Here is a 26,399-nt window from a genome sequence, read left to right on the forward strand (position 1 = left end):
CCCCGCCGGATGGGGCAAGCCGCGCGGGCTTCCCGCCTCATCCTCGCCGGACATGCTTCAGATATTGTAAACCGTGTCGTGGAACTGCGTGTGGTCGAGCGTGGCGGGGTGCGCGCCGTAGCCGTCGCCGAAGGTGACGATCGCGGAGGGTTCCGGCGCGAAATGGCCGGTGGGGTAGCCCTGGTCGTGGAAGGCGCCGTCATAGTCGCCGCCCGTCGCGCCGCCCGCATCGGCGGTGTCGGCGCCGGCGTGATGGGCCATGGCGTAGATGTCCGAGCCGTCGCCGCCGGCGACGCTTTCCATGGTCATCCAGTTCGAGAAGTGATCGCTCGCGGTCCCCTCGGCGGCGGTCGCGTGCCAGCCGGTGCCGTCGGCAAAGCCGTGGTCGGCCGTGCCGGCTTGGCTCCAGTTCGCCGTGCCGGAAGCGTCGTGCTGGGCGAGCGTGTCGTTGCCTGCACCGCCGATGATCGTCGAATGGCTGCCGAAGACGTCGGTCGCGCCGGCGTGGGGGGTGGCGGCCGAGCCGTCGAGCGTGTCGTGGCTCGGATGGGCGGCGGGCGTATCGGCGCCGGTGTGAAGGGCCGCCGCGTCGGTTGCGCCGGGATCGGCGGCGTGCGCGCCGGCGAGCGTGTCGGTGCCGGGATGGCCGAAGGCGTCCGCGCCGCTCGCCGCTCCTGCCGCCTGACCGCCTTCGGCATGCGTCGCGCCTGCGCCCGGAGCGAAGGGCGACGCCTCGCTGCCCCACAGGGTATCCATGCCGTTGCCGCCGGCCAGCGTGTCGGCCGCGGCGCTCGGCGGAGTGGTGGCGCCGGTGCTCGCATGGGCCACCGCGCCCGCGTCGTTTGCAAGGGTGGACGCGGGAGTGGCGGCGTGCGCGGATGCGTCGTCGGACGAGCCGGCGGCCGCGCTGTCGGTGCCGGCCGGCGCGGCGTCGCCGAGGCCGGAAATGTGGAACGCGTCGCCGCCGTCATGCGCGGCGAGGCTCGCGCCGTTGTCGTGGGCGGGCGCATCGGCGGCGGGGTGCGTGTCGGCGGCCAGGGCTGCGGCCGGCGCGGCGTCGTGCCCGTCCGTTCCCTGCGCAGCGGCGCCGTGACCGTCGCCGAGCCCGAGATCGGCAAGAACGCGCTGGATATGGTCGGCGTCCTCGGCCGAAAGCGTCGAATGGCTGGAAGCCTCGGAGCTCGAATAGATCTCAGCCACGGCGCGCCCTCACGGCGGCCGCCGCCTCCCGATCCGGGTCCGGGACGGGCCCTGCGGTCATGCGGCCCTTGCGTCGGGCTGGGTGCGCCGGAAGACGCGCAGGCGGTTCAGCGCCGGGGCGGCGTCGTTCTGGCCCTGGGGCGCGCCGGCTTCGCCCGCTTCGGCTGCCGCCGCGATGTCGAGGCGCAGGCCCACCAGCGGGTCGAGCGGCGAAGCGCCGACGAGCTCGATCTCGCGGCCGTTCCGCGCGATCGGCGAGGCGCCGAGGAACAGGGCCTCGCCGCGAAGTTCCAGATGGTCGGGGGCGTCGCCCCGCAGGCGGATGCGCAGGCCGATGAGCGGCATGCCCTTGCCGCGCGAGCCCGCATAGGCGCCCGCCGGAACCCAGGCCGACCAGCCGCCCGTGCGGCCCGCCGTCGCGACCTGGTATTCGAGCGCGAGGGCACCGCCGATCGGACGGATCTCCAGACCCTCGATGCGCCCCGGCGCCTGCGGTCCGCCGATCCAGCTTCCGCGCCCGCCCGACACGTCGCCGCGGAGCGAAAGATGGGCGCGAACGAGGAACTCCCCGGCGCCGTCCGGCAGAGGGGAGCGCTCGGGGCCGCCCTTCGCCATCGCCGGGCGCGGCGCCTCGACGCGCGTGAGCGCCAGTTCCGCGTCGAGACTGCCGCCGGGAACGCTCGGACGCACCACGAGATGCAGCGTGCCCGGCTGTTCGGCCAGCACCACGAGGCCCTGGCCGGGTTCTGCGAGGACGCCGAACTCGGTGCCGGGGGCCGAAAGGATAGAGATGCCGGCGCTGGCATGAACGACGTCGACCACCGGAGCGGCGGCGAGCGCCAGCGCGAAGCTCGGATCGAAGCGATAGGTGAGGGTGTGGAGACCGCGTTCCACCGAAAGCGTCGCCGTGCGCTGCCCGTCGCTCATCCTCGACCCCCGCAAGACGCGCGGGGCAATTCCCGGGCGCTCATTGAACTCTACCGGCAGGGCATGAGAAATGGGTTGAAGGATACGCTGAACGCGGCTTTAAGCGAAACGGTCGAGTTCGAGCGAACCGTTCGCCCCGCCGGCGCGCACTGCTGGCGCCAATTGTGGCGGCGGTTTGGCGCATACACCGCTTCGTAACGTTTTTAACTCCTAATCTCAGCGAGTTAGTCGGCATACGGGATCCGGGGCGATGATCCGCGGCAGTATCGAGTTCGCGTCGAGCGAGATCATTGAGGGCTGGATCTTCACGGAAGACGGCCGGGTGCGCGATCGGACCGTGCTGGCCTTCCAGAACGAGACCTGCGTCGGCGCCGGCAAGGTCGGAGCCTTCCGCGCGGACCTCGCGGATGCCGGCATGGGCGACGGCTATCTCGGCTTCTCCTTCCCCATCTCGGTGCCCGCCCCGGCGGTCGGCTCGATCGTCGTGAAGCTCGAAGGCTCGGACGCCATCCTCCTCCAGCGCGACGCCGCCGTGGTCCACGGCGCGGCGGTGGTGCGGGGCCTCGGCCGGGCGGAGGTGCGCCAGCGCCTCGCGGCGCTGAAATGGGCGCTGAAGCATGGCCGCATCGCGCAGTCCGACTTCGACTACCTGCGCATCCTCTGTAGCTTCGGCGTCTACGAGCGCGGCCTCGTGAAGCGCAACGGCGCGGAGGAAGCGGCGGTAGCCGAGCCTGCGGCGGCGGTCGCGGCGCATCTTCTGGAGGTCTATCTCGAAATGGAGGCGAGCGTCGCGACGCAGCGCGTGCGCGGGGCGGCGGACTTCAGGTCCGAACTCGCGCGGATCGCCGGGCGGCAGGATGGCGGCGCGCCGGTGGTGGCGGTTCATTCGAATGCCCGCGCGGTCTTGCGCGTCGTCGAAGGTTCGCATGTCGCCGACGCGGGCGAGGAGGGTGCGGGCCGCGTTGCGGGCCTCGTCGACTATCCGTTGTCGGCCACGAACCTCGTGATGCTCGACGCTAGGGCACGCTGCGAGATCGTCTTGCCGGAGGGTGGCTCGGTCGAGATCGTCTCCGCCAATCCGGCGCTGAACTGACGCTGCGCGGCGTCGTCCCCGTTGCGCCTTCCGACGGCCCTTCCATGTTTCCCGCCACCGCGACAGACGAGGTCCTGCCCGCCGCCGCTCCCCGCGACGATGCCGCCGGGCGCCCGCGCGGCGCGGTGGACGGCTTCGATCCTCTAACCGGCATCGAGGGCTGGGCGCTGGCAGCGGGTGCGCCGGCGGATACGGTCCGGATCGAGCTGACGGTCGGCGCCGACGCCTTCGCCTTCGCGCAAACCGGATTGCCGCGCCCGGACCTCGGGCCGGGAAGCCTCGCGGGTTTCCGCTTCGCGCCGGAAGTCTTCGCGCGGCTGGCCAAGCTCGCGCCGCATCGCGGCACGCTCGCGGTCGGCGTGCGGGTGGCGGACGCGGACCGCACGCTGCCAGCGGACTGCGCGCTGCCCGCGACGGTGGCAGAATGCGTCGCGGCCTGGCGGAGCGCCGTTCTCGGCGCGAAACGCTTCGACGAAGCGTCGCCGGCGAAGGGCGACCGCCTGCTGGCCCGCCTCTCCGCCTTCCGCCTCGAAGCGCAAAGCCTGGCGGGCAAACCCCTTCGCCCGTTCTCCGACAACGAGGTCGGCCGGATCGACGCGCTCCATCTCGCCTCCGAGGGCCAGCTCTGGTTCGTCGGCTCGATGAAGCGCGGGATGGAGCCGGAATTTCCGGCGGTGGTCGCGGACCGGCGCAAGATCCCGGCCGGCGTCGCGATCCTCCACTACGAGCGGCAGGACTTGCCGTTGAGCGAAGTCGGCGTCATCGGCGTAATGGACACGAGCTGGACGCCGCCGCCGGCGGCGGATGACGGCTTCGTCTATGTCGGGCGGAACGGGCAGTTTCACCTGCGCTACGGCGCCCATACGAAGCTCCTGCGCACGGAGGCCTTTCTCGCGGCCTATGGGCAGGTGCAGGCGGTGGCGGGCGGGCGGAATGCCGACGCGATCGCGGCGGTGCTGGGTTCGGCCGCGAACTGGCTGCCGGGCGCCGCCGCCGCCGCCGGCATCCTCGCGGAAGGCTCGGTGGACCGCCTTCTCGCCGTGCCCGGCTTCGGCTGCATCGCGGAAGGCTGGGCCGTCAGCCCGGCGCGGCGGGTGGAGACCTTCCACCTGAAGATCGGCGACTGCGTGATGGTGGCCGACGACGCGGCGACCGAATTCCGCGCGAGGCCCGACCTCCAGTCCGCCTTTGGGGGCGGGGCGTCTGTCACGCAGCGTGCCGGCTTCGTCGCGGTGCTGCGCGGGGCGCTTCCCGCGAGCACCGGCGGCGCACCGCTCCTGCGCATCGTCCACGCCGACGGGTCGATGGCCGTGTCGCGGGTCGAGCCGAAAGCCTTGCGGCTGCTCGATTTCGTCGCCGACGGCGAGGAACTGCTGCGGCTCTATCCCTCGCTGCGCCACGAGCCCTTCTATCCGGCCCTCCTCGATGCCGTGCGGCGGATGCTGGACGCGCGGGCCGCCGAGCCGCTGGCGTTCGGTGCGCCGATGGCGGCCCGGCGCCTGATCGTGATCCGGCTGCCGGCGGAGCGCAGCAACCTTCGCCTCGTCTTCGACCGCCTCGCGCGGCACCTGCCCGACCTCGACGCGAGCATCGGCGTCGCGCTCGTTGCCGACCAGGGCGCCGGGCGCTCCGAAGCGCTCCTCCAGTTCCACGAGCTGAAAGCCCGCGTCGCGACGCCCTTGTCGCTCTTCGCGCTGCCGCACGAATTCGACGCGGTGGACGAACTGCCCTTCATCCTGACACGGCTCGGCGCGGAGCGCTTCGTCCATGTCGGGCGCGGCGTGGTCCTCACCGCGGAAGGCTGGCGCGAGGCGGCGACGAGCCTTTTCCGGCGCGGCCATTTCGTCGACCGCTTCGAGATCGTCGACGAGAACGGCCTGCCCGACCGCGTCGACGGCGCGCTGTCGGCCGCTTGCTTCGGCTGGAGCGTGCCGGCGCTCCTCGGCTGGAGCCTCGACGCGCCGCGCTTCCTGCGCGGCGTCTTCGGCGGCAACGCCTTGCCGGAAACGCCGGGCTTCGATCGCGTGCTCCCCGCCTGCGCCGCGCGGATCGAGCGGGCGAAGCCCTCGCGCCTCGCCGACATGATCGACGCGGACCTGGCGCTGGCCGGCTCCCGAAAGGATGCGGCATGAGGATCGACCCGGTTCCCGGGCGCGGGCGTGCGCGCCGCCTCCTTCCCGACCGCATCGCGGTGATCTCGCATTCCCATCCCTCGCTCTCGAAGGGCGGCGCGGAGATCGCGGCCTTCGCGCTCTACAAGGGGCTGCGGCAGATCGGGGTGGACGCGATCTTCGTCGGCGCCTGCAACGCGGCCGACCGCAACCGGCTGGCGCTCGGCGACCGCAACGAGTTTGCCGTATTCACCGAGAACGAGCGCTACGACCACCTCTACCACGTCGCGCCGCGCGGGACCGAGGACCAGCTCGTCGCGATCCTTCGCGCCGAGCGGATCGGGCTCGCGAACTTCCACCACTTCTTCAATCTCGGGCTGAACGCGCTCCGGGCCGCCAAAGTCCTGCCGGGCACCGCCGCAATTCTGACGATCCACGAGTTCCTGGCGCTCTGCCACAATCACGGGCAGATGATCACCCGCCCGGCGCAGGTTCTGTGCGAGCGCCCGTCCGGCGACGGCTGCACCGCCTGTTTCCCGGACGTCTCGCGCATGCAGTTCGCGATGCGGAAGGAAACGATGCTGGACAGCTTCGGCGATTTCGCCGGCTTCGTGTCGCCGAGCCGCTTCCTCGCCGAGCGCTTTATCGAATGGGGCCTGCCGGCGGAGCGCACCACCGTCATCGAGAACGGCCTCCTCTCGCTTCCGGAGAACACGCGGGGGCCGAAGAACGGCGACACCTGGACCTTCGGCTTCTTCGGGCAGATCAACCCGTTCAAGGGCGTCGACGTGATCCTCGACGCGGCCGACCTCGTCGCGCGCGACGAGGCGCTGAAAGCGAAGCTGCGCATCCGCATCCACGGCAACCTCATTGGGCAAAGCTCCGAATTCGGCGAGCGGTTCGACAAGGCCTTGAAGAGCCATTCCTTCCTCACCTACGCGGGCGCCTACAACAACGCCGCCGTGCACCGGCTGATGGGCGAATGCGACTATGTGCTGATCCCGTCGAAATGGTGGGAGAACTCGCCGGTGGTGATCCAGGAGGCCTATGCGGCGGGCGCGCCGGTGATCTGCACGGGCATCGGCGGCATGGCGGAAAAGGTGCGCGACGGCGTGTCGGGCCTCCATTTCCGTCTCGGCGATGCGGGCGACCTCGTCCGCGCGATGAAGCTCGGCGCCGATCCCCGCAACGCCGCGACGCTGCGCGCCGGCCTGCCTGCCCCAACCGGCGCGGCGGCGATGGCCGAGCGCTATCTCGCCTTCTTCGCGTCCATGCTGGCGGTGGCGGGCCCATGATCCGGGGCCACATCGACTTCGTGTCGCGGACGCGCGTCGAGGGCTGGATCGCCTCGGACCGGCTGAACCTCACCGGCGCGCGCGTCCTCGCCTTCGTGGACGAGGCCTGCATCGGCGGCGGCACCGTGGACCGGTTCCGACAGGATCTGGCGGATGCGGGGCTCGGCGACGGCGTCGCCGGCTTTCGCTTCCCGATCGCCCCGGAGCCCTGGCACGACACGCGTGTCCTCGACGTGCGGCTCGAAGGCGGCAGCGTCCTCCTGAAGCAGGGAGAGGCGTGCCTCGCCCCGCGCGGGGCGGTGGGCGAGGACCGCAAGCGGCAGGGGCGCGATCCCGCGACGCTCGCCTGGATGCGCGCGCGCGGCTGGCTCGATCAGGGACACTACGAGGCGCTGCGGCTCCTCGCCGAGTTCGGCGTCTATGCGCAACCCCTGCGCTTCTCCGCCAAGGCGTTGAGCGAGGCGGCGCGCTGCGACGAGGCGGCGCTCGCGGCGGCCGACATCGTGGAACTGCACCTTCTCCAACCGGCGGAACTCGAGATCCGCGAGGATCTCGGCGCGGCGGATCTTCTTGCGATCGGCCAGGGCCTGCGCGCGGCCTTTCCCCACGTCGCCCCCGTGATCGGGCTGTGGGCAGAGCGGCGGCGCGAGATCGACGTGGTGGAAGGCGCGCATACGAGCGGCGCGCCGCTCGCGGCCGGCGGCGGCATCCGCCACGCCTTCGGCGGCCGCGACCTCCTGATGCTCGATCTCGACGGGCGCTTCACATTGCGCGACGACGGAGCCTTCGCCGCCTTCGTGCCGGCGCGGCCGGGAACCTGACCGGCCATGCTCGCCGAATGCCCCCGGCCGCTCGGCGGCGAGGTCATGGCCTCCCGCATCTATTCGCCCTTCAGCTATCCGCTGCCGCGCCGCGCCCGGATCGTGCCGGTCGTGTCGATCGAGGCGGAGCGGCTCGTCGCGACCTTTCCCCTCGTTTGGCGGCGCGGCGTCAGCGGGCCGGAACTTTGCGTGCTCCGCACCCTCATGGAGGACGGCACCGGCTTCGTCGCCGGCAGCGACCGCGCCCTCGCGCTCCTGCCGCTGATTTTCCAGGCCTATCCGCTGCTGCTTCCTTCTGACACGGCACTCGCGCCCTCCGGCAATCCGCGCCTCCTCGATGTCGCCGTGGCAGACGCGCCGACGGATGCTGGCGCGCCGCTCGCCGGGCCGGATGGGCGGCCGACGCGCGCCACCGAGCTTCGCCTGAAGGCGCTGGAAATCTTCGAGCGCGACTTCACCCGGACGCTCGCCCTCGGGGTGGCGCTGGAAACGCACGGGCTGCTGGAGCCCTGGCCGCTCGGCTTCGATCTCGGGCTCGGCCGGCGTTGCGACATCGACGATCTCCTGGTGGTGCCGACAAGCGCCTTCGACGGTCCGCGGCTCGCGCCGGTGCTGGCCGAATTCGGCATCGCCGCCGCCAAACTCCTGGCGATGCACCGCCTGTCGCTGTTCCGGGCCGGCCCGCTGGTCGGCGCGGCGCGGGCCGCCGTCGCCGCGACCGTCGCGCCTCCGGCAGCCGCGGCGCGCCGATGACCGACGGCCGCATTCCGCTCGGCCTCGTGGCGCACCGGCGGCTCGGTCCCCAGACGGATTTCCGCTTCGCGCCGTTTCTCCGCTGGGCGCGGCTGAACGACACCGAATACCATCTGTCCGCCCATCACCTTGCGCTCGCCGCGCGGGCGGAGGACGGCACGCTGCGGCTCGGCGCGATCCTCGACCCCAGCTATCCCGCCGCGCCGCAGATCGACGGCGCGGGCCGCTGGCGGCTCGGCTACCAGCCGATCGCGCTGCGCACCTGGCCCTTCGTCCTCGGCGCGGCCACGTCCGACCGCCCGGTCGACGGTCTCGAAGTGCTGCCCGGCTCTACCCGCATCGCGACGGAGGGCGCACCGATCTGCATCGAGCCGGCGACTGGCGCGCTCGGGCCGGAAATGAACGCCATCCGCAACACGCTTCTGATGCTGCGGGAGGGCGGCGAGCGGCTCGGCCGCGCGCTGGAACTCCTGCGCATCGCGAACGTGCTCGTGCCGCTGCGGGGCGCGGACGGCGCAGCGTCGGAGTTCCTCACCGTCGATGCTGGCCGCTTCAACGCGCTGGAGCCGATGGCGCTTGCGGCCCTGGCGCGCGAATCCTTCCTGGCCCTCGACCTCGCCGGCGCGATGCTCTTCTCCCGCCGGCATCTCGACGCCAAGCGCATGCCCGTGCCCGAGAAGGCACCGGTGGAAGCCGCCGAAACGCCGGCGACCCGCGCCGACCCGATGGATTTCGTGCTGGCGGGGCTGGAAGCGATGAACTTCGCGCTCGACGCCAGCGATCTTTTCGATCCGCGCGATCCGGCGATCGACTGGCGCGAATTCGCGCCGCCTCCGCCGCCGGACCTGGGCAACGAGGCGACCCACGGCGCGCAGCCGCCGTGAACTACCTCTTCGTCCACAACAACTTCCCGGCGCAGTTCCGTCATCTCGCGGCTCACCTTGCGAGCGACCCGGCGAACGAGGTGCGGGCGATCGGCGCCGACACGGCGCGGCCGCTCCGCCGCGTCGTCCTGCACCGCTACGCCATGAGCCCGGGCCACGTCGCGCAGACGCATCCCTTCGCGCGGCGCTTCGACAACGAATGCCGACGGGCCGAGCAAGTGCTCTACGTCGCGACGATGCTCGCCGAGACGGGCTTCTCGCCCGATGTCGTCGTCGCCCATTCCGGCTGGGGCGAGGCGCTGCCGCTGCGCGCGGTGTTTCCCGAAGCGCGCATCGTCAACTATTGCGAATATTTCTACCGCTCCCATTCCTCCGACGTGAACTTCGACCCGGAATTCCCGGCGCTCGGGCTCGACGGGCTCGTCGGCCTCCATGCGCGGAACGCGATGGCGCTGCTCGGGCTCGCCGACGCCGACCTTGCGATCTCGCCGACGCGATGGCAGCGCTCGACCTTTCCGGCGGAATACGCGGGCAAGATCGCCGTCGCGCACGAGGGGGTCGATACCGATCTCGTCGCGCCCGACCCGGACGCGCGGCTCGTTCTCGACGACGGGACGGTGCTGACGCGGGAGGACGAGGTGCTGACCTTCGTCGCGCGCAACCTCGAACCCTTGCGCGGCTACCACGTCCTGATGCGCGCGCTGCCGGCGGTGATGGCGGCGCGGCCCAAAGCGCGGGTCGTGGTGGTCGGGGCTTTCGGCGTGTCCTACGGGCAGCGCCCGCCGGAAGGCCAGACGTGGCACCGCATCTTCCTCGAGGAGGTGCGCGACCGGATCGACCTCGACCGCCTGCATTTCCTCGGGCACCTTCCCTACGAGCGCTATCTCGACGTTCTGCGCGTGTCGCGCGCGCATGCATACCTGACCTATCCCTTCGTCCTGTCCTGGTCGTGCCTTGAGGCGATGGCGGCGAGCTGCGTGATGGTCGCCTCCGACACGGCGCCGGTGCGCGAGGTGATCGACGCCTCGACCGGAATCCTCGTGCCCTTCCACGAGCCCGCGCGCCTAGCGGACGCGCTGATCGACGCGCTCGCGCATCCCGAGCGCCACGCGGAGAAAGGCCGGGCGGCGCGGGCCCGGATCGTCCGGCGCTACGACCTCAGGTCCGTCTGCCTGCCCCGCCTGACCCGGTTGCTGGCGGGTGCGGGCGAACCCGCGGCGCCTCGCCCGGCATTCGGGCTGCCCTTCCTCGGCTGACGGTCCAGACAGTTTTAATCTTTCTTCCTTATCATCGGCTTAGAGACTGGGACTAAACCCCTGCGGGTCGGTCTGGCGGGTCTTTTCGCCGTTGGCGTCGTTGCCGATGCTCGCCCATGCGCTGCATGGACTGCGCTCGGCGCCTCGTCGGCGACGAAAGCCCCTCGCCAGCCCTCCGCCGCAAGGTTTTGTCCCAGTCTCCTGGAGAAGGTTCGACCTTCCGGCGGAGTCGGGAATCCATGCGCGCAGCGCTCGTCAAATATTCGGGCCGCCGCCTCGGCAACCACGAGGCGGTCTGGTTCGACATGCCGTTCCGCTCGACGCTGGAAAGCTACTACAACACCGGCGACATCTGCGTTTACGACTCGACGCTCCGCCTTCTCGACTATTCGGACGGCACGATCCTCAACATCGACGAGCCGGTGACGGAAGCAGGCGTCGAGCGCATCAAGGCCAATTGCGACTTCATCCTTCTGCGCGGCTCGAACTACATCCACGAGGATATGGACTGGGGGCATTTCGGCCAGTGGATCGAGGCGCTGGACATGCCGGTGCTCTGCGTCGGCGTCGGTGCGCAGGCGGAAACCGAGCGGCCGATCGTCCTGCCGCCGGAAGGCCGGCGCCTCTGGGCCGCGATCGCCGAGCGGACGCCGGCGATCGGCGTGCGCGGCGCCTTCACCGCCGAGACCATGCACCGGAACGGCATCCACAACATCGAGATCGTCGGCTGCCCGTCCGTATTCCGGGGCCTGAACCGCGAGATGAAGCTCGTCCACGCGCCCGGCGGCCCGAAGCGCCTGACCTTCAGCCTCCGGCGCGAGGTGTCCTCGACCTATGCCGTCGATCCCGCCGCCTTCGCGGTGACGCAGAAGCGGATCATCGCCAAGCTCGCGCTCGTTTCCGACCTCTATCTTTCCTGCCACGGCGAGCCGGAGGAGAAGGCCTTCTTCTTCAAGGCGCCGCAGCACATGGCGGCCGCGGCGGCCAAGCTCGTCGCGGAAGGCTGGTTCGACGAGACCACGGGCCGCCTGATGCGCGACCTCTACGAGAGCCGGCTCTACTACGTGGGCGCTCCCGGCGACTACGACGTCTATGCGCCGCAGTTCGACGCCGCGCTCGGCTACCGGGTCCATGCGGTGCTCCCCGCCGTCGCGGTCGGCGTGCCGGGCGTCTTGTTCGCCTACGACACGCGCTCGCGCGAACTCGCCGAGACCTTCGACCTGCCGATCTATTCGCCCGAGGAGTTCGAGCGGCAGACGCTGGCCGACGCCTTCGCCCCCGCCCGCTTCGACCGCTTCCAGTCGCTGTTCGCGGATCGCTACGACCGGATGAAGGCGTTCATCGAGAAGAACGGCGTTCCGACGCGCATGTGATCAGGGGACCGTGATCCGAACCGGCCGCATCGCGACGTCGCGGTCGGGCGTGTCCTTGCAGGCCTTGCGATGCGTCCGGACGAAGGTGAGGGTGGCGCGGTCGCCGGACAGGGTGTCGAAGTTGCGGCTTTCGCTGCCTGTGTCGATCAGCGCCGGATAGGCGAGGGTGGCCGGCGCGGCGCAGTCGCCGGCGATCGGGGCTTCGAACAGGAGCGCCGGGCCGCGCCAGTCGATCAGGTCACGGCTCGTCGCATAGAAGACGCCCGTCCGCTCCCGTCCGTCGCCGTCCGTCGTCCGGCCCTTCATCGTGGCGACGAAGAGCCCGCTCGGAACATGGCGGACGAGGCTCGTCACCGGCCAGCGCAGGACATCCGGCGCAATCGGGTCGCAGAGCTGCGCTTCTCCGTCGACGGCGCCCGCATAGGGGTCGGCGAACCGCGTCGGGAAGCCGCCGTCGCGAAAAGCGCGCCAGCCTGCCGGATCCTCGATCCCGGTCGTGCGCAGCAGGCAGTTGCCGGCGCGCTGCGGCGGGGGCGACACGACGTTCGCCATCATGAACAGCGCGCCGTCATGGGCGACGATGTTGGTCGGCTCGAAGTAGCCGGCATGACCATCGCGCGTTTCCTCCGCCCGGAACGGCACCGCCGCGACGAGGCGGCGGGGCCGCACGGCTTCGAAGCTTGCGCCGCCGTCGCGCGACACCGCGGCCGTCAGCGCGTTGTACCAGCAGGCGAGGGGGCCGCTCTCTGCCCCGCAAGCCGCGCCGAAGCGCTCGCCGTGATATTCGTCGTGGACGATCGCGAAGACGGTCTTCCCGTCGCCGGTCCAGGTCGCGGCGATCCAGCCCCGGTGGTCGAAACTCGCGGGGTCGGGATCGTCGCGGCCCTGGAACGCGATCCGGCAGTCGTGGCGAAGGGACGCGAAGTCCGCGCCGACGGCCGCGCGGTTGCGGAACGTCGTCTGGAACACGCGCAACGTCCCGTTCGCCTCGCGAAAGGCGCGCGTCGGCGTGTCGGGAATGTCCCACGGCTCGCAGGCCTCGGTGCCGTGGTCGAAAAGCAGCGTTTCGCCGCCCTCCGTCGCGAGCCGGAGTTCGGGCTCGCTCGCCCCGGCAGGCGCGGAGGCAGTGGCGGCGATCAAGAGAAACACCGCGCCGGCGAAGCGAACCCCGTTCGCGCATCGCCCGTCACCCGTTCCGACCATTCCCGCATCTTTCCGAACTCGATCGCTTAAAGGCTATTTCACGAACATCCGGCATTCTGTCCGGCGAACGAGGCCGCGGACGGTTCGAAACGTTTCGGTCGGTGCCGCGATCCCGTGCGGCGAACAGGAACGGACAGGGGTTGCGCGAGATCGGCGGCCAGGACAGCGAAAGGCCAAGCGCGGCGGAGCGGCGCGCGCCCGCGCGCCCGAGCTTGCGCCCCGCGCCCCGCAGGCGGGTCCGATGAGATCGCTCGGCACTTCGCCGCTGCTCGCGATCTTTCGCGGCTTCACCTACGGCTATGTCGCGCTCTTCGCCTTCGGCTTCTTCCTGCCCTTCCTCTACATGGCGATGAGCTTCGTGCCGATGGGCATCATGGACCGCGTCGGCACGAGCCGCAGCGGCTCGACGCTCGTGACGCTCATCCTCATCGCCGCCGTCGTCACCGTGACCCTCACGCTGATCGAGGTCGTGCGCGCGCAGGTGCTGGAGCGCATGGGCACCGTGATCGACGAGAAGCTGACGCGCATCTGCTTCGACGCCTTCAACCGCGAGAAGCGCGGGGCCGGCGGCTCGCCGGCGCAGGCCCTCGCCGATCTCCAGACGGTGCGCCGCTTCCTGTGCGGCCCCTCGCTGTCGGCCATCGTCGACGCCTTCTGGTCGCCGCTCTTCGTTTGCGTGATGTTCGCGATCAGCCCGGCCTTCGGCGTCCTGATCCTCTGCCTCCTCGCCCTGTCGGGCGCGGCGTCCTTCGCCACCCACACGCTCGTCGCCGGGCATATGAGCCACGCGCAGCGCCTGGAGGGCGAGGCCAACGAGTTCGGCCTCGCCGTATCGCGCAATGCCGAGACGGTGCGGGTGATGGGCATGCTCCCCTTCCTCACCGAGCGCTGGTACGGGCTTCATTCCGGCGCGCTCGGCTGGCGTGCGGCCGCGCAGACGCGCGCGGGGCGCATCGGGCTCGTGCCGCGCATGGTGCAGAACGGGCAGATGATCCTCGTCTACGGCCTCGGCGGCTTCCTGTTCCTGGAAAACCTCATCCATATCGGCGTGCTCTTCGTCGTGCTCCTGATGATGATGCGCGCGCAGGGTCCGCTCCAGCACATCGTCACCAACTGGAACTCCTTCCAGTCCTTCTGGCTGGCGACCAAACGCCTCGACGCGCTGCTCCGCAGCGTCGAGGCGGCGCCCCGCCATATCGAGCTGCCGCCGCCGCGCGGCGCGCTCGTCGTCACGCGCCTCGTCGGCGGGCCGCCGGAGATCGAGAAGCCGATCGTCAACGACGTGAGCTTCACGCTCCAGCCCGGCCGCATCCTCGGCGTCGTCGGTCCCAGCGGGGCCGGCAAGTCCTGCCTGTCGCGCCTTCTCGTCGGCATCTGGCGGGCGCGGCGTGGCACGGTGGTCTTCGGCGAGCAGGATCTCACCCACTGGAACCCGGACGACCTTGGCCGCCATATCGGCTACGTGCCGCAGGACGTGGAGTTCCTGCCCGGCACGGTGGCCGAGAACATCGCGCGCTTCGATCCGCAGGCGTCCTCCGAGAAGATCCTCGAGGCGGTCGACATGGCCGGCATCCACGACATCCTGCGCGGCCTGCCGAACGGCTATTCGACGCGCCTCGGTCCCGGCGGGCACACGCTGTCCGGCGGCCAGCGCCAGCGCCTGGCGCTGGCGCGCGCCGTCTACGGCATGCCGCGCCTTCTGGTGCTCGACGAGCCGAACTCGAATCTCGACGCGGGCGCCGAGCAGTTGCTCGGCCGCTCCATCCAGGCGATGCGCGATGCGGGCTCCGCGGTAATCGTCGTCTCGCACCGCATCAGCCTTCTCGCCTTCTGCGACGACATCCTCGTCCTCAACGAGGGCACGGTGCAGGCGATCGGCGGGCGCGAGCAGATCTTCAACCGTCTACCGCGCCTGAAGGCCGCGCCCGCCGCGCCCCCGATCCTCGACCTCGCGGCCGACATCGGCGGAAGCCGCGCCGCATGACGGCGCTCGCCGAGATCCTGACCCCCGCGCCTCGGCCGAACACGGACTGGCGCGCCTCGCTCCGGCGCGGCTATGCCGTTCTCTTCCTGTCGGTCGGGATCGGCGGGAGCTGGGCGGCCTTCGCCCATATCGATTCCGCCGTCGTCGCGAACGGCACCTTCGCGGTGGAATCCTACCGGAAGACTCTGCAGCATCTCGAAGGCGGCATTGTCGCCGAGATCCTGGTCCGCGACGGCGACCGCGTCGCGGCCGGGCAGACGTTGATCCGCCTCGACACGACGCGCATCGAGGCGAGCGCGGCGGCGGCGGCGAAATCGCTCGCCGGCGTCCTGACCACGCAGGCGCGCTACACCGCCCAGCGCGACATGATCGACTACATGGTCGTGCCGGAGGAAGCGGCGACGCTGATCCGCTCCTACGGGACGGACGAGATCGAGGACAACCATCGCGAATTCGAGTCGCGCCGGCAGGTGATGCTCGGCGCGATCGAGCTCGTCGAGACGCAGCAGGCGCAGGCCCGCAACGAGATCGCCCAGACGCGGCTCGATGCGAAAAGCGCGTCGGAGCAGTTGCGAAGCGTTTCGAAGGAGCTGGCGAGCGTCAAGCCGCTCCTGTCGCGCGGCCTCGTCGCCATGAGCCGCGTCACCGGGCTGGAGCGGCAGAAGATGTTGTTCGAAAGCGCCGCCGCCAAGGCGGCCAACGACGCGAGGAAGGGCGAGAACAAGATCGCCGAGCTCGACCTTCGGAAAGAGGCAGTGCGCAAGGACTACCGGCAGGAGGCCTCCAACGCGCTGGTGGAAGTGGCCAAGCAGGTCGCCCAGTTCCGGGGGGAGCGGCAGGTCGCGCTCGACATGCTGACGCGCACCGACATTCGTTCGCCCGTCGCCGGCACGGTGCAGCAGATGCGCGTTTTCACCGTCGGCGGCGTGATCCGGCCGGGCGAGCCGATCCTCGACATCGTGCCGGATTCCGACGACATGGTGGTGAAGGCGAAGATCCACCCTTCCGACATCGACCGCGTGGCGGAAGGCATGGCGGTGACGATCCGCCTCAACGCCCTGATGAAGTACCGGCGCGAGGCGATCGAGGGCACGCTGCGCTTCGTGTCGCGCGACGCTATTCTCGAGGCCGGCTCCGGCGCCGCGCCCTATTACGCGGTGGAGGTGACGGTCTCCGGCGCGAGCGTGCCGGAGGACATCCGGGGCAAGCTCGTCGCCGGCATGGAGGCCTCCGTGATCGTGCCGACGAAGAGCCGCACGGTGCTCCAATACGTCACCGCGCCGGTGCTGGAGAACCTCGAAGAGTCGCTGCGCGAGCGCTGAGAGCCGGATGATGCGCGCGCTGGTTCTCGCCCACGGATCTCCGCGTGCCGGCATCGGCGGCGGGGAACTGGCCGCCCATACGCTGTTCCGGGCGCTGCGGGCGCGCGGCGACGTGGCGGCGGATTTCCTCGCGCGATCGACCGATCCCCGCATCGAGCCGGGCGCGATCGGGCGGGTTGGGCCGGGCGAGTTCCTGTGGCGGCAGGAAACGGCCGACTGGTTCGCGCATCGGGGCGACGAGCGGGGCGCGGCGGCGTTCGCCGACTTCCTTGCGGAGCGCCGGCCGAACGCCGTGTTCGTGCAGCATTTCGCCCATATCGGCGCGGAGGTGCTCCCGGCGATCCGCCACGTGCTGCCGGAAGCGCGGATCGTCCTGACGCTCCACGACTTCGCCGCGATCTGCCACAACGGGGGGCTGATGGCGAAGACGGGCTACGCGCGGATCCCGTGCGGGCGCGCCGAGCCGCAGGCGTGCCATGCCTGCTTTCCCGCTCACGCGCCGGACGCCTTCGCCGCGCGGCGCGCCGCGATGCTCCGGCATTTCGCGCCCGTCGACCGCTTCGTCTCGCCTTCGCGCTTTCTCGCCGGGCGCTACGGCGAATGGGGCCTCGATCCGGCGCGCATTGCCGTCATCGCGAACGGGCTCGAACCGAGCGCGCCGGCGCCAACGCCCGAGGGCGACGGGCGGATACGCCTCGGCTTCTTCGGGCAGGTGCGCGAGGCGAAGGGGCTCGACATCCTGCTCGCAGCCCTGCACCGCCTGGAGCCCGACGAGCGCCGATGCTTCGAGCTCAGCGTCAACGGCAGCCGGCTGGAAGCGCAGGGCGCCTGGTATCGCGAACTGATCGAGCGGCTTCGCGCGCCGCTCCTCGCCGAGGGGACGCTGCGCTGGCCCGGCGCCTACGGGCGGGACGAGCTCGCCTCGCGCATGGCGGGGCTCGCCTTCGCCGTGGTGCCCTCGACCTTCGTCGAGAACGCGCCGATCGTGATTCAGGAGGCCTTCGCGCACGGCGTTCCGGTGATCGGCGCCGGGCACGGCGGCATCGCCGAGATGGTGCGGGATGGGATCGACGGACTGCTGTTTCCCCCGCACGACCCGCGCGCGCTGGAGGCGCTTCTCGGCTCGCTGCTCGCCGATCCCGGCCGGCAGGCGCGCCTTGCCGCCAACATCCGGCCGCCCTTCACGGCGGTCGCGATGGCCGCCGCCTATCGCGACCTCGCCGCGTCGATCCGCGCCTGACGCCCGCGCCTTCGGCCGGAACGGTGGCGACGCGCGTCGGCGGACGGTCTCGACGCGCAGACCCTCCACGGAGACCTTGGTCCGCGCCTTATCGGCCGTCGGAACCGAAACGCCGAGCCTGATGGCGAGCGCCATGCAGGAGCGGTCGCCGAGGACGTTGCCCTATCGCCTCGTGGCGTCCGCCGGCGTGGCCGCCGCGAAGGCCGCGTCGCGGTCGTGGATTTCGAGGCGCAAGGTCCGCGACGATCTCCTCGATCACGGGCAGAGCCGGTCCGCGCAGGATCAGGCTTCTGACGAGTTCCTGAAGGTTGACCGCCGACATCGCCGCCTGACCGCCCCGCGACGCCACATTGGGGGCGCCGGGCTCGTCGCGAGAAGAAACGGACGGCGCCCGGCCGCCTCGATCGACCGGCGGCGTGATATCGTGGTGGTGCGGCGGCGCGATTGCCTCGAGGCGGAAATCGCGCGAACAAGGCCGTCGAACGATCTCGGACGGCGGTTTCGAACGACGTGGATGTGCGGCGGCTGGCCATTCCTGATGTCATGGAGATCGTGCCGCGGAAGTTCGGCGACGAGCGGGGCTTCTTCGCCGAGACGTGGAGCCGCCCGCGCTTCGCCGCGCATGGCGTCGATCTCCAATGGGTTCAGGACAACCAGTCCATGTCGGCGCCGCCGTTCACGCTGCGCGGCCTGCACTACCAGGCGCCGCCGTTCGCTCAGGACAAGCTGGTGCGCGTCCTGAGAGGCCGCATCCTCGATGTGGCCGTGGACATCCGCGCGGGGTCCGCGACCTATGGGCGATGGGTCGCGCTCGAGGTCTCGGCGGCCGCCTTCAACCAGATTCTCGTGCCGAAGGGCTTCGCCCACGGTTTCCTCACGCTGGAACCGGATACGGAGGTCTTCTACAAGGTTTCCGCCCCGTACTCGGCCGAGCACGACCGGGGCATCCGCTGGAGCGATCCCGCGATCGGCATCGACTGGCCGCTGGTCGGTGCCGAACCGGTGCTCTCCGCCAGGGACGCTGCCGCCCCGCTGCTCGCGCAGGTCGACACGGTGTTCCGCTCCGAAGGAGCCGCGTCGTGAACTTCCTCGTCACCGGCGGGGCCGGCTTCATCGGTTCCGCCGTCTGTCGGCACCTGATCGCGAACACCGAGCACCGCGTCGTCAACCTCGACAAGCTGACCTACGCGGCGAGCCTCGCCTCGTTGTCCGCGATCGAGAACGACCGGCGCTATCGCTTCGTCCGGGCCGACATCGCGGACCGCAAGGCAGTGGGCGCGGCTCTCCGCGACAACGACATCGACGTCGTGATGCACCTGGCCGCCGAAAGCCACGTGGACCGTTCGATCGACGGCCCGTCCGCCTTCGTCGACACCAACATCGTCGGCACCTATCACCTGCTCGAAGCGGTTCGCGCCTACTGGGCCCGTCTGCCGCATGGACCGCGGGAGCGTTTCCGCTTCCACCACGTGTCGACGGATGAGGTCTACGGCGAGCTTCCGATGGACGGCTCGCCGTTCACGGAAGCCACGCCCTACGCTCCGTCCTCGCCCTACTCGGCCTCGAAGGCGGCGTCCGACCATCTGGCGATGGCGTGGCATCGCACCTACGGCCTGCCCCTGGTGCTCTCGAACTGCTCCAACAACTACGGACCGTTCCACTTTCCCGAAAAGCTGATCCCGCTGGTGATCCTAAACGCGCTGCACGGCGAGCCGCTGCCGGTCTACGGAAGCGGCGAGAACGTGCGCGACTGGATCTTCGTGGAGGACCATGCGCGGGCGCTGGAACTCGTTGCCACGAAGGGCGAAACCGGGCGTTCGTACATTATCGGCGGGCGCAACGAGCGCACCAACCTCTCGGTCGTGGAAGCGATCTGCGACGTGCTGGACCGTATCCGGCCCCCGGCGCGCGCCACTTCGCGGCGCGAGCTGATCCGCTTCGTGCCGGACCGGCCAGGTCACGATCTGCGCTACGCGACCGACGCTTCCCGCATCGAGGCGGAACTCGGCTGGCGGGCCAAGGAGACGTTCGACACGGGACTGGAAAAGACGGTGCGCTGGTTCGTGGAGAACGAAGCTTGGTGGCGGCCGATCCGGGACAGGCGCCCCGCCAGCGAGCGGCCCGCGCGACTCGGTGGCACCGCCAAGGCCGCCGGATGACGATGCGACGAACCGTTCTCGTTGCCGGGGCGAGCGGGCAGGTGGCCCGCTCGCTGGCGGCACTGGACGTCCCAGACCTCCGCTTCGCGACGCTCGGGCGGCCCGATCTCGACCTTTCCGACCCGGCGTCGATCGAGCGGGCCATGGACGCGCACGAACCCGTCGCCATCGTCAACGCCGCGGCCTATACCGCCGTCGACAGGGCGGAAACCGAGCCCGATGCTGCCTTCGCGATCAATCGCGACGGCGCCAGTGCGCTGGCGGAAGCGGCGGCGCGGCACGGCCGGCCGATCGTCCACATATCCACCGACTACGTGTTCGACGGGACGAAGCCGGAGCCTTACGTCGAAACGGACCCGACCGGGCCGCTCGGCGTCTACGGGCGCTCCAAGCTGGAAGGGGAGGCGGCCGTCGCCGGCGCCAACCCGGCGCACGTCATCCTGCGGACCGCCTGGGTCTACAGCCCCTATGGCGCGAACTTCCTGAAGACCATGCTGCGGCTCGCGGGCGAGCGCGACACGGTGCGCGTCGTCGCCGACCAGCGCGGCACGCCGACCTACGCACCCGACATCGCTGTCGGCATCGCCGCCGTGCTGCGGGTCGCGCTCCGGCAGCCGGGTCGGACGGACTGGCGCGGCATCGTTCATATGGTCGCCGGGGGCGAGACGACTTGGGCGGGCTTCGCGGAGGAAATCCTTCGCGGATCGGCCGAACGAGCCGGCCCATCCGCGCGCGTCGAGCCTGTCGCCACCCCGGATCATCCGACCTCCGCCAAACGCCCCGCCAACTCGCGCCTGGCGACGGCGCGCTTCCGGCGAACCTTCGGGCACGGCCTGCCGGAATGGCAGGAGGGCGTCCGCAATTGCCTCGACGCACTCCGACCGGTTCGAGCGACGACCGCGTCGACAAACTTCGGGGGAGCTGCCGACGACACCTGACCGCGACACGCAAGCGACGCCGCCGCACCCGTGCGCCAGCCCGGATCTCCATCCTCGGGCACCGTCCCGTGGATCCAGCAAGGATGCTCTTCCCCGCCGTGCCCGGCGGTCCCAAATTTGCGGGACGCAGCCCGTGAACGACGGAACGGCGGCGAGGGTGAAACCAATCGAATCGACGGCGCGCTGGCACCGGACAATGCGGCAAACAAGGCGCTGGAACACGTCCGGTGAACCCGAATTTACGTGACGTGCTCTAGGTCTCGCTTGAGGCATTGGCGTCGGATCAAATCGCTTGGCTGCGCCGCTTCCGCGGCGGTACGACCCCAGCCGCCTCGCGGCTGCCAGCGGCATCGTATGCAGGCGGCCGGCGCGTGGGGTCGGCGGCGGGGCTCTCGGCGTGGAGCGGTGCCGGAGGTGGGAGAAGTTGGCGCCGGACGAGGTCGCTGGAGGAGTTGGTTGTCGAATCCTTTGCGGAGCGGGTGCGGCGTCGGCGGAGCTGCGGTTCGCAATGTGAAGCCAGCCGCTCATAGCGCTCCTCTAGCACGTCGGCGAGCATGCGGACGAGGGCACGGACGTCTGTCGCCGTTGATGGCTCCCATTCGTCCCGTTTGTTGCGGGCCAAATTCTTGTATGCAGCGTCAAGGCCGGAGATCGGCAGATTGGTCCCTCCAACCGCCTCCGACGCAGCAGATGCCACCGGGGTGGCAAGCGCGGAAATTATTTCTGCGGAGGTTTCCGGCGGAATTTCTGGCGCAGAGAATGGACTTCTGGCAGGCGGCGAACCCGCCGCTTCGGCAACAACACCTCGCGGCTGTTCGGTCGAAACTGCTTGTTCGGAAGTGAAAATCGATGCCGTCAGAGCGATAACGGACGCCGATGTTTTGGTGGCACCGTGTTCGGTCGCTTCTGCTTCGGCGTTCGTGCTGACAGCGTCCGGTTCGAAACGCGGCCGCTCTTCCTCCGGCAAGGTGGAGGCGACGAGCGCGTTCTGGCGGCGGTCGATCAGCGGCCAACGGTCAGCGACATTCAGCAGCGCGTCCGCCTTGGCGCGGAAGATCTCCATCTTCGCCCGCTCGCGGTTCGCGAGCGTGTCGGGCAGGCCGACATCGGCCATCTGCTCGCGCACCTGCCGGTCGAACACTACGCCAGCCGCACCCTTCTGCTCCGACCGAAACGTCTCGGCGATCGTCGGGATATGTGGTTCTGGGATGCCATGCCGAAGCAACATGCTGCGGCCGGCACAGCCCTCGTCGAAGCTGAGCGGCCGACCGGTGCCGAAGAGCTGGATCAGGCGATAGGCCCATCCCACCTCGATGTCGGCCTCCATCTCGTGGACGTCGTCGGTCGACCCCACACGGCGCGCGGCGAAGGCGTGTCCTCAAGATGCGCCGTCATGCGCTCGATCTCGGCCCGGAAGATTTGGTCGAGCTGGTCCTTTGTGGTCATCGCGGCGGTGGGTCTCACGGTCAGGTCGGCGAGCAGCGTGTTCAGCCGCCGCGCCGTGTAGGCCGCCTTGCCATGGTCCGACAACCGAAGGGAGAACGACAGACGCGCCTGCCGCCGCACCTGCCGGAACCGAACAGGTACCCGGGCACGCCAGTAGAAGGTGTGCCCGCGCCGTTCGAGGTTCGTCACGTCATGCCGAGTCGCCACCGACCGAATTCCTTGCGCCGCGAGCCCGGCGGGACGGCGATGGCCATCACCTCCGGGCTACAGGTTTGGGCCCAAGGGGCGAGGGACAGCCGAGATGGATTCTCATCCACCGAAAACATCAGCAATTACAAGAGGTTGATGGATGCTGAATGGGGGGCCTGGATTCGAACCAAGACTAGCGGAGTCAGAGTGGGCTAATCAGACGAGTCCTAACGTCCAGAAATTAGATAGCTATTACAGTAGGTTGAAGGATTGGATTGATGCCTCCGCGCTGGATTTAGTCCTTCAACCGCTCCAGCCCAATCCTAGCAATTTGCAGGGATTCCAAGGCAGTCCCAGCGTGTCCGTGCGATACGCGCGCGACACGTTTTGTCATCGCTCTCTGCCGGCTGCCCGAAGCATTCGTCATTGTCTGCATGGTCGAGTCCTTCGCTGACGGCGCCATTTCGTTGACGCGCGGAAGCGGCTCGTTATCGTCTACCATCCTGCGTCGGCAGCGTCAGCGAGTGGATTGGGTATGCGTCACTATCTCTTTCCGGAAGATGGCGAGCCGCTGAGGCTGTCGCAGCGGGTCGTGGAGGGATTGGTCTCTGGCGAAGATGCCTTGCCCCAGTTCGCAGGATCCAGCCAGCGAGTGCTCGGCGTCATCGTGCGGAACGACGATGGCGACCCGCAGGAGATCATCCATACGGAGGCCTCCATCTGGCACTTCGACGAGGAAGGGAGGATCGATCGTAGCCTGGGCGATACGGCAGTCGAGTTCGTGAACCTCGCTCATCAGGGACACGCGAGCGGCGGAAAGGTCGTCAGCCTCCAGCCGAAGATCAGTCGCAAGCGGCTGCACGAGAGGCATCGCTGGGAACCCAGTTCGACGGACATTGAAAGCGTCATCGGCGATATCTGGCCCAAGAAAGGGAACAAGCGTCTCAAGGACGCGAAGGGCGTCGCGCCGAAGCGGCCGCCGCTGACCTACGAAGCGAGCAACGCCATCGACGGCATCGCAAAGGGGTTCTGGGACGTCTCGCATAAACTGGAGCGACTGAAGGAGCCAGCGCTCAAGGGCTTCGCGTTTGAGGCGAGGCATCGAGCCAACGGTGAACCTGAATACGGCGCGCTCTATCGCGCCATCGCGGAGATGGCCGACGAGCGGCTGGAGATCCTACGCCGCCGCCGGAACGGGAAGGGGAGCTGGTACGCCCTCGTTGAGGTGACCCGCTGGAACGATGAGGGCGTCGGGGATCAGCTCTACGCCTTCCACCAAGAATGCAAGGGGCGGGCCGCCGCCGTGACGGCTGCTCGGAAGCTGCTCGCCGACCACGTTGATAAGTTTGCGGCGGACGTGACCGTTGAGGCATCGGTGCTTACGAATATCGAGTGGACGCAGAGAATTTGATGAACACCACCAACTCAATCGGAAATCCGCCCGCTGTGGAGGGCTGCATCGAAGCTACTCCAAGCCCTTTCGATTGAGATGAAAGTTTCTGCGAAGAAGTTCTTAGCTATTTGCCAGAACTGTAAAATGAGTGGTTTATGCTGCAAAATAATTGGACCGTAGTGTATCGATATGTCAACAATCGCTATCAATATTGTTCCAATGATCACCTTTCTGAACAAGTTAAAGGTGTTGGAGAACCTGCTCCTGATTACTTCGTACTTAATGTCGTCAGGTCGACAGCGTTCAAGGTAGGTTTGCCATCCTAATCGAGTAAAATTACCTTGAGCGCGATAGACGTAATCCTCTATTCGCTTGGAGTAATCACCAAGTCTCACGAGGATACCGTACTCAATCTTTAATCTATGTCGTATTGCGAATGAAAATATGATTGGAACTAGGATGAGAAAGTCATGTTCCAGCCCTGGCTCCAAATTGTCATCGTGACCGAAGAAGAATTTAGTGAATGTAATTCCGGTATCTCTCGTCGAAAAATACCAAGCGTAAAATGCAGCCAATCCTAAAATCGAAGCCGCCTCGAAGCGCCAGATCGCTTGCAGGAGTAAATGAACCTGTTCTCGGGTTTTCTCCCACTCCTTTATAGCGAATTCAGTTTTTCCGTCAGAGGGTAATATATGATCCGACATTCCAAGCCTTTTTGAAATACTGAAGGGAACCTCGGTCTGCTTTCATAAATCCATTACACGAGCATCAACGCACTGGTTCTAAGCAGTCAGTCGGCAGCCAAGCTTACGACGAACATAATGCCAGCCCGGTCTGGATTATCTCATCGACCGCGCCCAACTTAAATATCCCTTTTCCGTCTGCGCTAATGTCTTCAGTGCCCGATACGCGCCCCATCAACTCTTTTGAGTCGGCGTATCTGCCATTCGAAAGCGCACGACCATTGACAGCGTAGGTGCTGCCACCAAGCGCGATAGTAACTGCATCTCCAGAGCATCGAATGGTTCCGCGATCAAAGCTGGGCCAAGGCCAGTCACTGCCGTACTGCTCCTTTGTCACGACCGCAGTATGCTCCTTAACGGAACACCCTACGAGCATCAGTAAAGAAGCAGCAATCGCGGGCGTTGAGTTACGCGCTGGCATACGACCGTCCTAACAGCACTAGATTTACGGGAGACACCCAACCCTCCGTAGCGCTGGTTCAAGGCTGCCAGCAACCCGTGCAGTGCTGCCGTAGGGTGCCGCGCTCACGCCATGCCTCCCTGAATACCCTGCATGGCGTGGTGCGCCAGCCGCCGGTCGAGCGCGAGACTGGCGATCTGCCGGAAGCGTTCTTTGTCGGCTGGCGTCACCTGCCCGAACTCGTCCAGCAGCTCGCCGATCGCCACGAGCGTCTCGGTTTCGAACCGCTCGCGAACATCGGCCGGCATCGGCAGCGCGAACATCAGGACAGCGCAGTCCGCCGTCTCGCGGCCGATCCGGGCGGCGAGCGCAGCGATGCGCTCGGCTAAGGGGTTTGCGAGCGGCGCGAAGACCTCGATCGGGGACGGGCCGCCCATTAAACGAGCCCTCCCGTATCGCCAGTTCCAAGGATGGTGGCGTAGTAGCCCTCGGTCTCCTTCTTCGCCACGAAGTCGTCGACTACGATGTGCAGCAGCCCAGTCAGATGCGGCGCGGTGCGCGCCAGCACGAGCATGACGAACTCGTCGGCATCGCCCATCGCCTCGACTAACGCGGTGGCCGCAAGCGCGGCCGGCGACGCTCCGGTTGCCGCCGCTTCTTCCAGTCGCTCGCGCTGCACCTCGACGCGATCGGCCTGCGCCTCCATCGCCGCTTCGATGTCGGTAATGCCTGTCGCCTTCTCCAGCGCCAGTTGTTCGCGACGGCGCGCCAGCACCATGCGCATCCTGGCGAACTCCCGACGCTGGATCTCGCGCCGTTCGTGCGGGCTGAGCGGCTTCGGCGCGGTGAAGCTGAACGAGCCGTTCGCATGCCGGGTGAAGTCCATCGCTGGCTTCAGAGCGCGCCGAACCTCGTGCCACAAGTCATAGGGGTTCGGCCGGATCACCTTGTGCGTGCCAGGGTTAGCCGGCGGTTCAGGCAAGTCCGCTATTTCAGGCCAACCCTGTTCGGGGCCTCCCTTTGTGCCGTTGTGCAGAAGATGAATGGGGCCGGGACGCGCCCATGCGGCCAAACTGGCTTCGGCGACTTTGTGCGCCTTCGACAGTCGCCGTTCCTCGCGAAGTTCGGTGAGAAGGTTGGCGAGGATGCCGTTCAGGTGGTCGGTCAATGCGGCGTCGGGGGTGACAGGCGCGGCAGCAGACGCCTCGACGGCGAACGCAGTGCCGGTCGCAGCGGTGACGATGCCGGCGCTGGCGGTGGTGCGAAGGAAACGACGACGCGAGATCATGCCAGCACCCTCCCGTTGGCGGCGGCCTCGATCTCACGGACGAAGCGTTCCAGGCACTCGTCGTCCCAATCCCAATCCTCCATCGGCGCGGGGTTGTCGCCGGGCTTGCACATGTCGTAGCGCAGCATCCGCGCCTTGACCGCAAAGCCCGCGAGCGTGGTGGCCCGGATCGCCCTGATGCGCTCGCACAGGTCGTTCAGGCTGTCGTTAGCCGCTTCCATCTGGTCTTCGACCGACCCGCATTCGGCGGCCCAATCGCTCCAGAACGGATGATCGAACGAAAGGCCGCGAGCTTCGCACGGCCGGGCTGCGAGGTAGGCTTGATGCGCCTCGTGGACCTTCACGTTGAGCGACTTGTTCGCGGCAAATAGCCGATCGAAC

24 protein-coding genes are annotated in these 26,399 nt (G+C 68.6%); 15 read left to right on the forward strand and 9 right to left on the reverse strand.

Annotation, left to right across the window (positions count from 1 at the left end; all coding sequences use genetic code 11):
- Nucleotides 1-57 precede the first annotated feature (57 nt).
- Both F6X38_RS24125 and F6X38_RS14110 read right to left on the reverse strand, forming a co-directional pair.
- Nucleotides 58-1,200, reverse strand: coding sequence for a hypothetical protein (locus tag F6X38_RS24125; RefSeq protein WP_150970606.1), 1,143 nt, complete (start codon nucleotides 1,198-1,200; stop codon nucleotides 58-60).
- Nucleotides 1,201-1,257: 57 nt separating this feature from the next.
- On the reverse strand, nucleotides 1,258-2,127 hold the full coding sequence (locus F6X38_RS14110) for a hypothetical protein (protein ID WP_150970608.1): 870 nt from the start codon (nucleotides 2,125-2,127) through the stop codon (nucleotides 1,258-1,260).
- Nucleotides 2,128-2,377: 250 nt separating this feature from the next.
- On the opposite strand from F6X38_RS14110, the gene F6X38_RS14115 reads away from it, so the two are divergent.
- From F6X38_RS14115 to F6X38_RS14150, 8 genes are all read left to right on the forward strand, one after another.
- Nucleotides 2,378-3,220: a hypothetical protein gene (locus F6X38_RS14115; RefSeq protein WP_150970610.1), complete on the forward strand. Its 843-nt coding sequence runs from the start codon at nucleotides 2,378-2,380 to the stop codon at nucleotides 3,218-3,220.
- Between the two features lie 44 nt (nucleotides 3,221-3,264).
- Entirely contained in the window at nucleotides 3,265-5,352 is a 2,088-nt protein-coding gene (locus tag F6X38_RS14120) for a hypothetical protein (protein WP_150970612.1), read from the forward strand.
- The gene (locus F6X38_RS14125; protein WP_150970615.1) at nucleotides 5,349-6,626 is read left to right on the forward strand and encodes a glycosyltransferase family 4 protein; all 1,278 of its coding nucleotides are present in this window, start codon (nucleotides 5,349-5,351) and stop codon (nucleotides 6,624-6,626) included. Before F6X38_RS14120 ends, F6X38_RS14125 begins: the two co-directional genes overlap by 4 nt.
- Nucleotides 6,623-7,447 carry a hypothetical protein gene (locus F6X38_RS14130; protein ID WP_150970617.1) on the forward strand — a complete coding sequence of 275 codons (825 nt, stop codon included), beginning with the start codon at nucleotides 6,623-6,625 and terminating at the stop codon, nucleotides 7,445-7,447. The genes F6X38_RS14125 and F6X38_RS14130 overlap by 4 nt, the downstream gene beginning before the upstream one ends.
- 6 nt (nucleotides 7,448-7,453) lie before the next feature.
- Nucleotides 7,454-8,200 carry a SapC family protein gene (locus F6X38_RS14135; protein ID WP_150970619.1) on the forward strand — a complete coding sequence of 249 codons (747 nt, stop codon included), beginning with the start codon at nucleotides 7,454-7,456 and terminating at the stop codon, nucleotides 8,198-8,200.
- Nucleotides 8,197-9,084, forward strand: a complete 888-nt coding sequence (locus F6X38_RS14140) for a SapC family protein (protein ID WP_150970621.1) — start codon at nucleotides 8,197-8,199, stop codon at nucleotides 9,082-9,084. The genes F6X38_RS14135 and F6X38_RS14140 overlap by 4 nt, the downstream gene beginning before the upstream one ends.
- Nucleotides 9,081-10,340, forward strand: a complete 1,260-nt coding sequence (locus F6X38_RS14145) for a glycosyltransferase (RefSeq protein WP_150970623.1) — start codon at nucleotides 9,081-9,083, stop codon at nucleotides 10,338-10,340. Before F6X38_RS14140 ends, F6X38_RS14145 begins: the two co-directional genes overlap by 4 nt.
- Before the next feature lie 239 nt (nucleotides 10,341-10,579).
- Nucleotides 10,580-11,713, forward strand: coding sequence for a polysaccharide pyruvyl transferase family protein (locus F6X38_RS14150; RefSeq protein ID WP_161992757.1), 1,134 nt, complete (start codon nucleotides 10,580-10,582; stop codon nucleotides 11,711-11,713).
- On the opposite strand, the gene F6X38_RS14155 is transcribed toward F6X38_RS14150, so the two are convergent.
- Nucleotides 11,714-12,853 carry a hypothetical protein gene (locus F6X38_RS14155; protein ID WP_210248889.1) on the reverse strand — a complete coding sequence of 380 codons (1,140 nt, stop codon included), beginning with the start codon at nucleotides 12,851-12,853 and terminating at the stop codon, nucleotides 11,714-11,716.
- A 304-nt stretch (nucleotides 12,854-13,157) separates the two neighbouring features.
- On the opposite strand from F6X38_RS14155, the gene F6X38_RS14160 reads away from it, so the two are divergent.
- The 6 genes from F6X38_RS14160 (at nucleotide 13,158) to rfbD (ending at nucleotide 20,559) form a co-directional block, all read left to right on the forward strand.
- The gene (locus F6X38_RS14160) at nucleotides 13,158-14,900 is read left to right on the forward strand and encodes a type I secretion system permease/ATPase (protein WP_161992759.1); all 1,743 of its coding nucleotides are present in this window, start codon (nucleotides 13,158-13,160) and stop codon (nucleotides 14,898-14,900) included.
- Entirely contained in the window at nucleotides 14,897-16,222 is a 1,326-nt protein-coding gene (locus F6X38_RS14165) for an HlyD family type I secretion periplasmic adaptor subunit (RefSeq protein WP_150970631.1), read from the forward strand. The genes F6X38_RS14160 and F6X38_RS14165 overlap by 4 nt, the downstream gene beginning before the upstream one ends.
- A 10-nt stretch (nucleotides 16,223-16,232) precedes the next feature.
- Entirely contained in the window at nucleotides 16,233-17,462 is a 1,230-nt protein-coding gene (locus F6X38_RS14170; RefSeq protein ID WP_161992760.1) for a glycosyltransferase, read from the forward strand.
- Between the two features lie 510 nt (nucleotides 17,463-17,972).
- Nucleotides 17,973-18,545, forward strand: coding sequence for a dTDP-4-dehydrorhamnose 3,5-epimerase (rfbC, locus tag F6X38_RS14180; RefSeq protein WP_150970635.1), 573 nt, complete (start codon nucleotides 17,973-17,975; stop codon nucleotides 18,543-18,545).
- Entirely contained in the window at nucleotides 18,542-19,621 is a 1,080-nt protein-coding gene (rfbB, locus tag F6X38_RS14185; RefSeq protein ID WP_150970637.1) for a dTDP-glucose 4,6-dehydratase, read from the forward strand. Before rfbC ends, rfbB begins: the two co-directional genes overlap by 4 nt.
- A gap of 2 nt (nucleotides 19,622-19,623) precedes the next feature.
- Nucleotides 19,624-20,559 carry a dTDP-4-dehydrorhamnose reductase gene (gene rfbD, locus F6X38_RS14190; protein ID WP_150970639.1) on the forward strand — a complete coding sequence of 312 codons (936 nt, stop codon included), beginning with the start codon at nucleotides 19,624-19,626 and terminating at the stop codon, nucleotides 20,557-20,559.
- Nucleotides 20,560-20,842: 283 nt separating this feature from the next.
- Here rfbD and F6X38_RS14195 read toward each other — a convergent pair whose 3' ends face one another.
- Nucleotides 20,843-21,886 carry a hypothetical protein gene (locus tag F6X38_RS14195; protein WP_150970641.1) on the reverse strand — a complete coding sequence of 348 codons (1,044 nt, stop codon included), beginning with the start codon at nucleotides 21,884-21,886 and terminating at the stop codon, nucleotides 20,843-20,845.
- Nucleotides 21,847-22,212, reverse strand: a complete 366-nt coding sequence (locus tag F6X38_RS23700) for a DUF6538 domain-containing protein (protein WP_202617981.1) — start codon at nucleotides 22,210-22,212, stop codon at nucleotides 21,847-21,849. The genes F6X38_RS14195 and F6X38_RS23700 overlap by 40 nt, the downstream gene beginning before the upstream one ends.
- Nucleotides 22,213-22,729: 517 nt before the next feature.
- Here F6X38_RS23700 and F6X38_RS14205 point away from each other — a divergent pair.
- Complete coding sequence (locus F6X38_RS14205; RefSeq protein ID WP_150970643.1) at nucleotides 22,730-23,605, forward strand: hypothetical protein; 876 nt, start codon at nucleotides 22,730-22,732, stop codon at nucleotides 23,603-23,605.
- 14 nt (nucleotides 23,606-23,619) lie between these two features.
- Here F6X38_RS14205 and F6X38_RS14210 read toward each other — a convergent pair whose 3' ends face one another.
- From F6X38_RS14210 to F6X38_RS14225, 4 genes are all read right to left on the reverse strand, one after another.
- Nucleotides 23,620-24,291: a hypothetical protein gene (locus F6X38_RS14210; protein ID WP_150970645.1), complete on the reverse strand. Its 672-nt coding sequence runs from the start codon at nucleotides 24,289-24,291 to the stop codon at nucleotides 23,620-23,622.
- Nucleotides 24,292-24,855: 564 nt separating this feature from the next.
- Nucleotides 24,856-25,167, reverse strand: coding sequence for a hypothetical protein (locus F6X38_RS14215; protein ID WP_150970647.1), 312 nt, complete (start codon nucleotides 25,165-25,167; stop codon nucleotides 24,856-24,858).
- Nucleotides 25,167-26,018, reverse strand: coding sequence for a hypothetical protein (locus F6X38_RS14220; RefSeq protein ID WP_150970649.1), 852 nt, complete (start codon nucleotides 26,016-26,018; stop codon nucleotides 25,167-25,169). The genes F6X38_RS14215 and F6X38_RS14220 overlap by 1 nt, the downstream gene beginning before the upstream one ends.
- Nucleotides 26,015-26,362 (reverse strand): hypothetical protein, encoded by a 348-nt coding sequence (locus F6X38_RS14225; RefSeq protein ID WP_150970650.1) that lies wholly within the window; start codon nucleotides 26,360-26,362, stop codon nucleotides 26,015-26,017. The genes F6X38_RS14220 and F6X38_RS14225 overlap by 4 nt, the downstream gene beginning before the upstream one ends.
- Between the last annotated feature and the right edge of the window lie 37 nt (nucleotides 26,363-26,399).

The sequence above is a fragment of the Plantimonas leprariae genome, from assembly GCF_008802405.1.
In the GTDB taxonomy this organism is placed as follows: Bacteria; Pseudomonadota; Alphaproteobacteria; order Rhizobiales; family Rhizobiaceae; genus Plantimonas; species Plantimonas leprariae.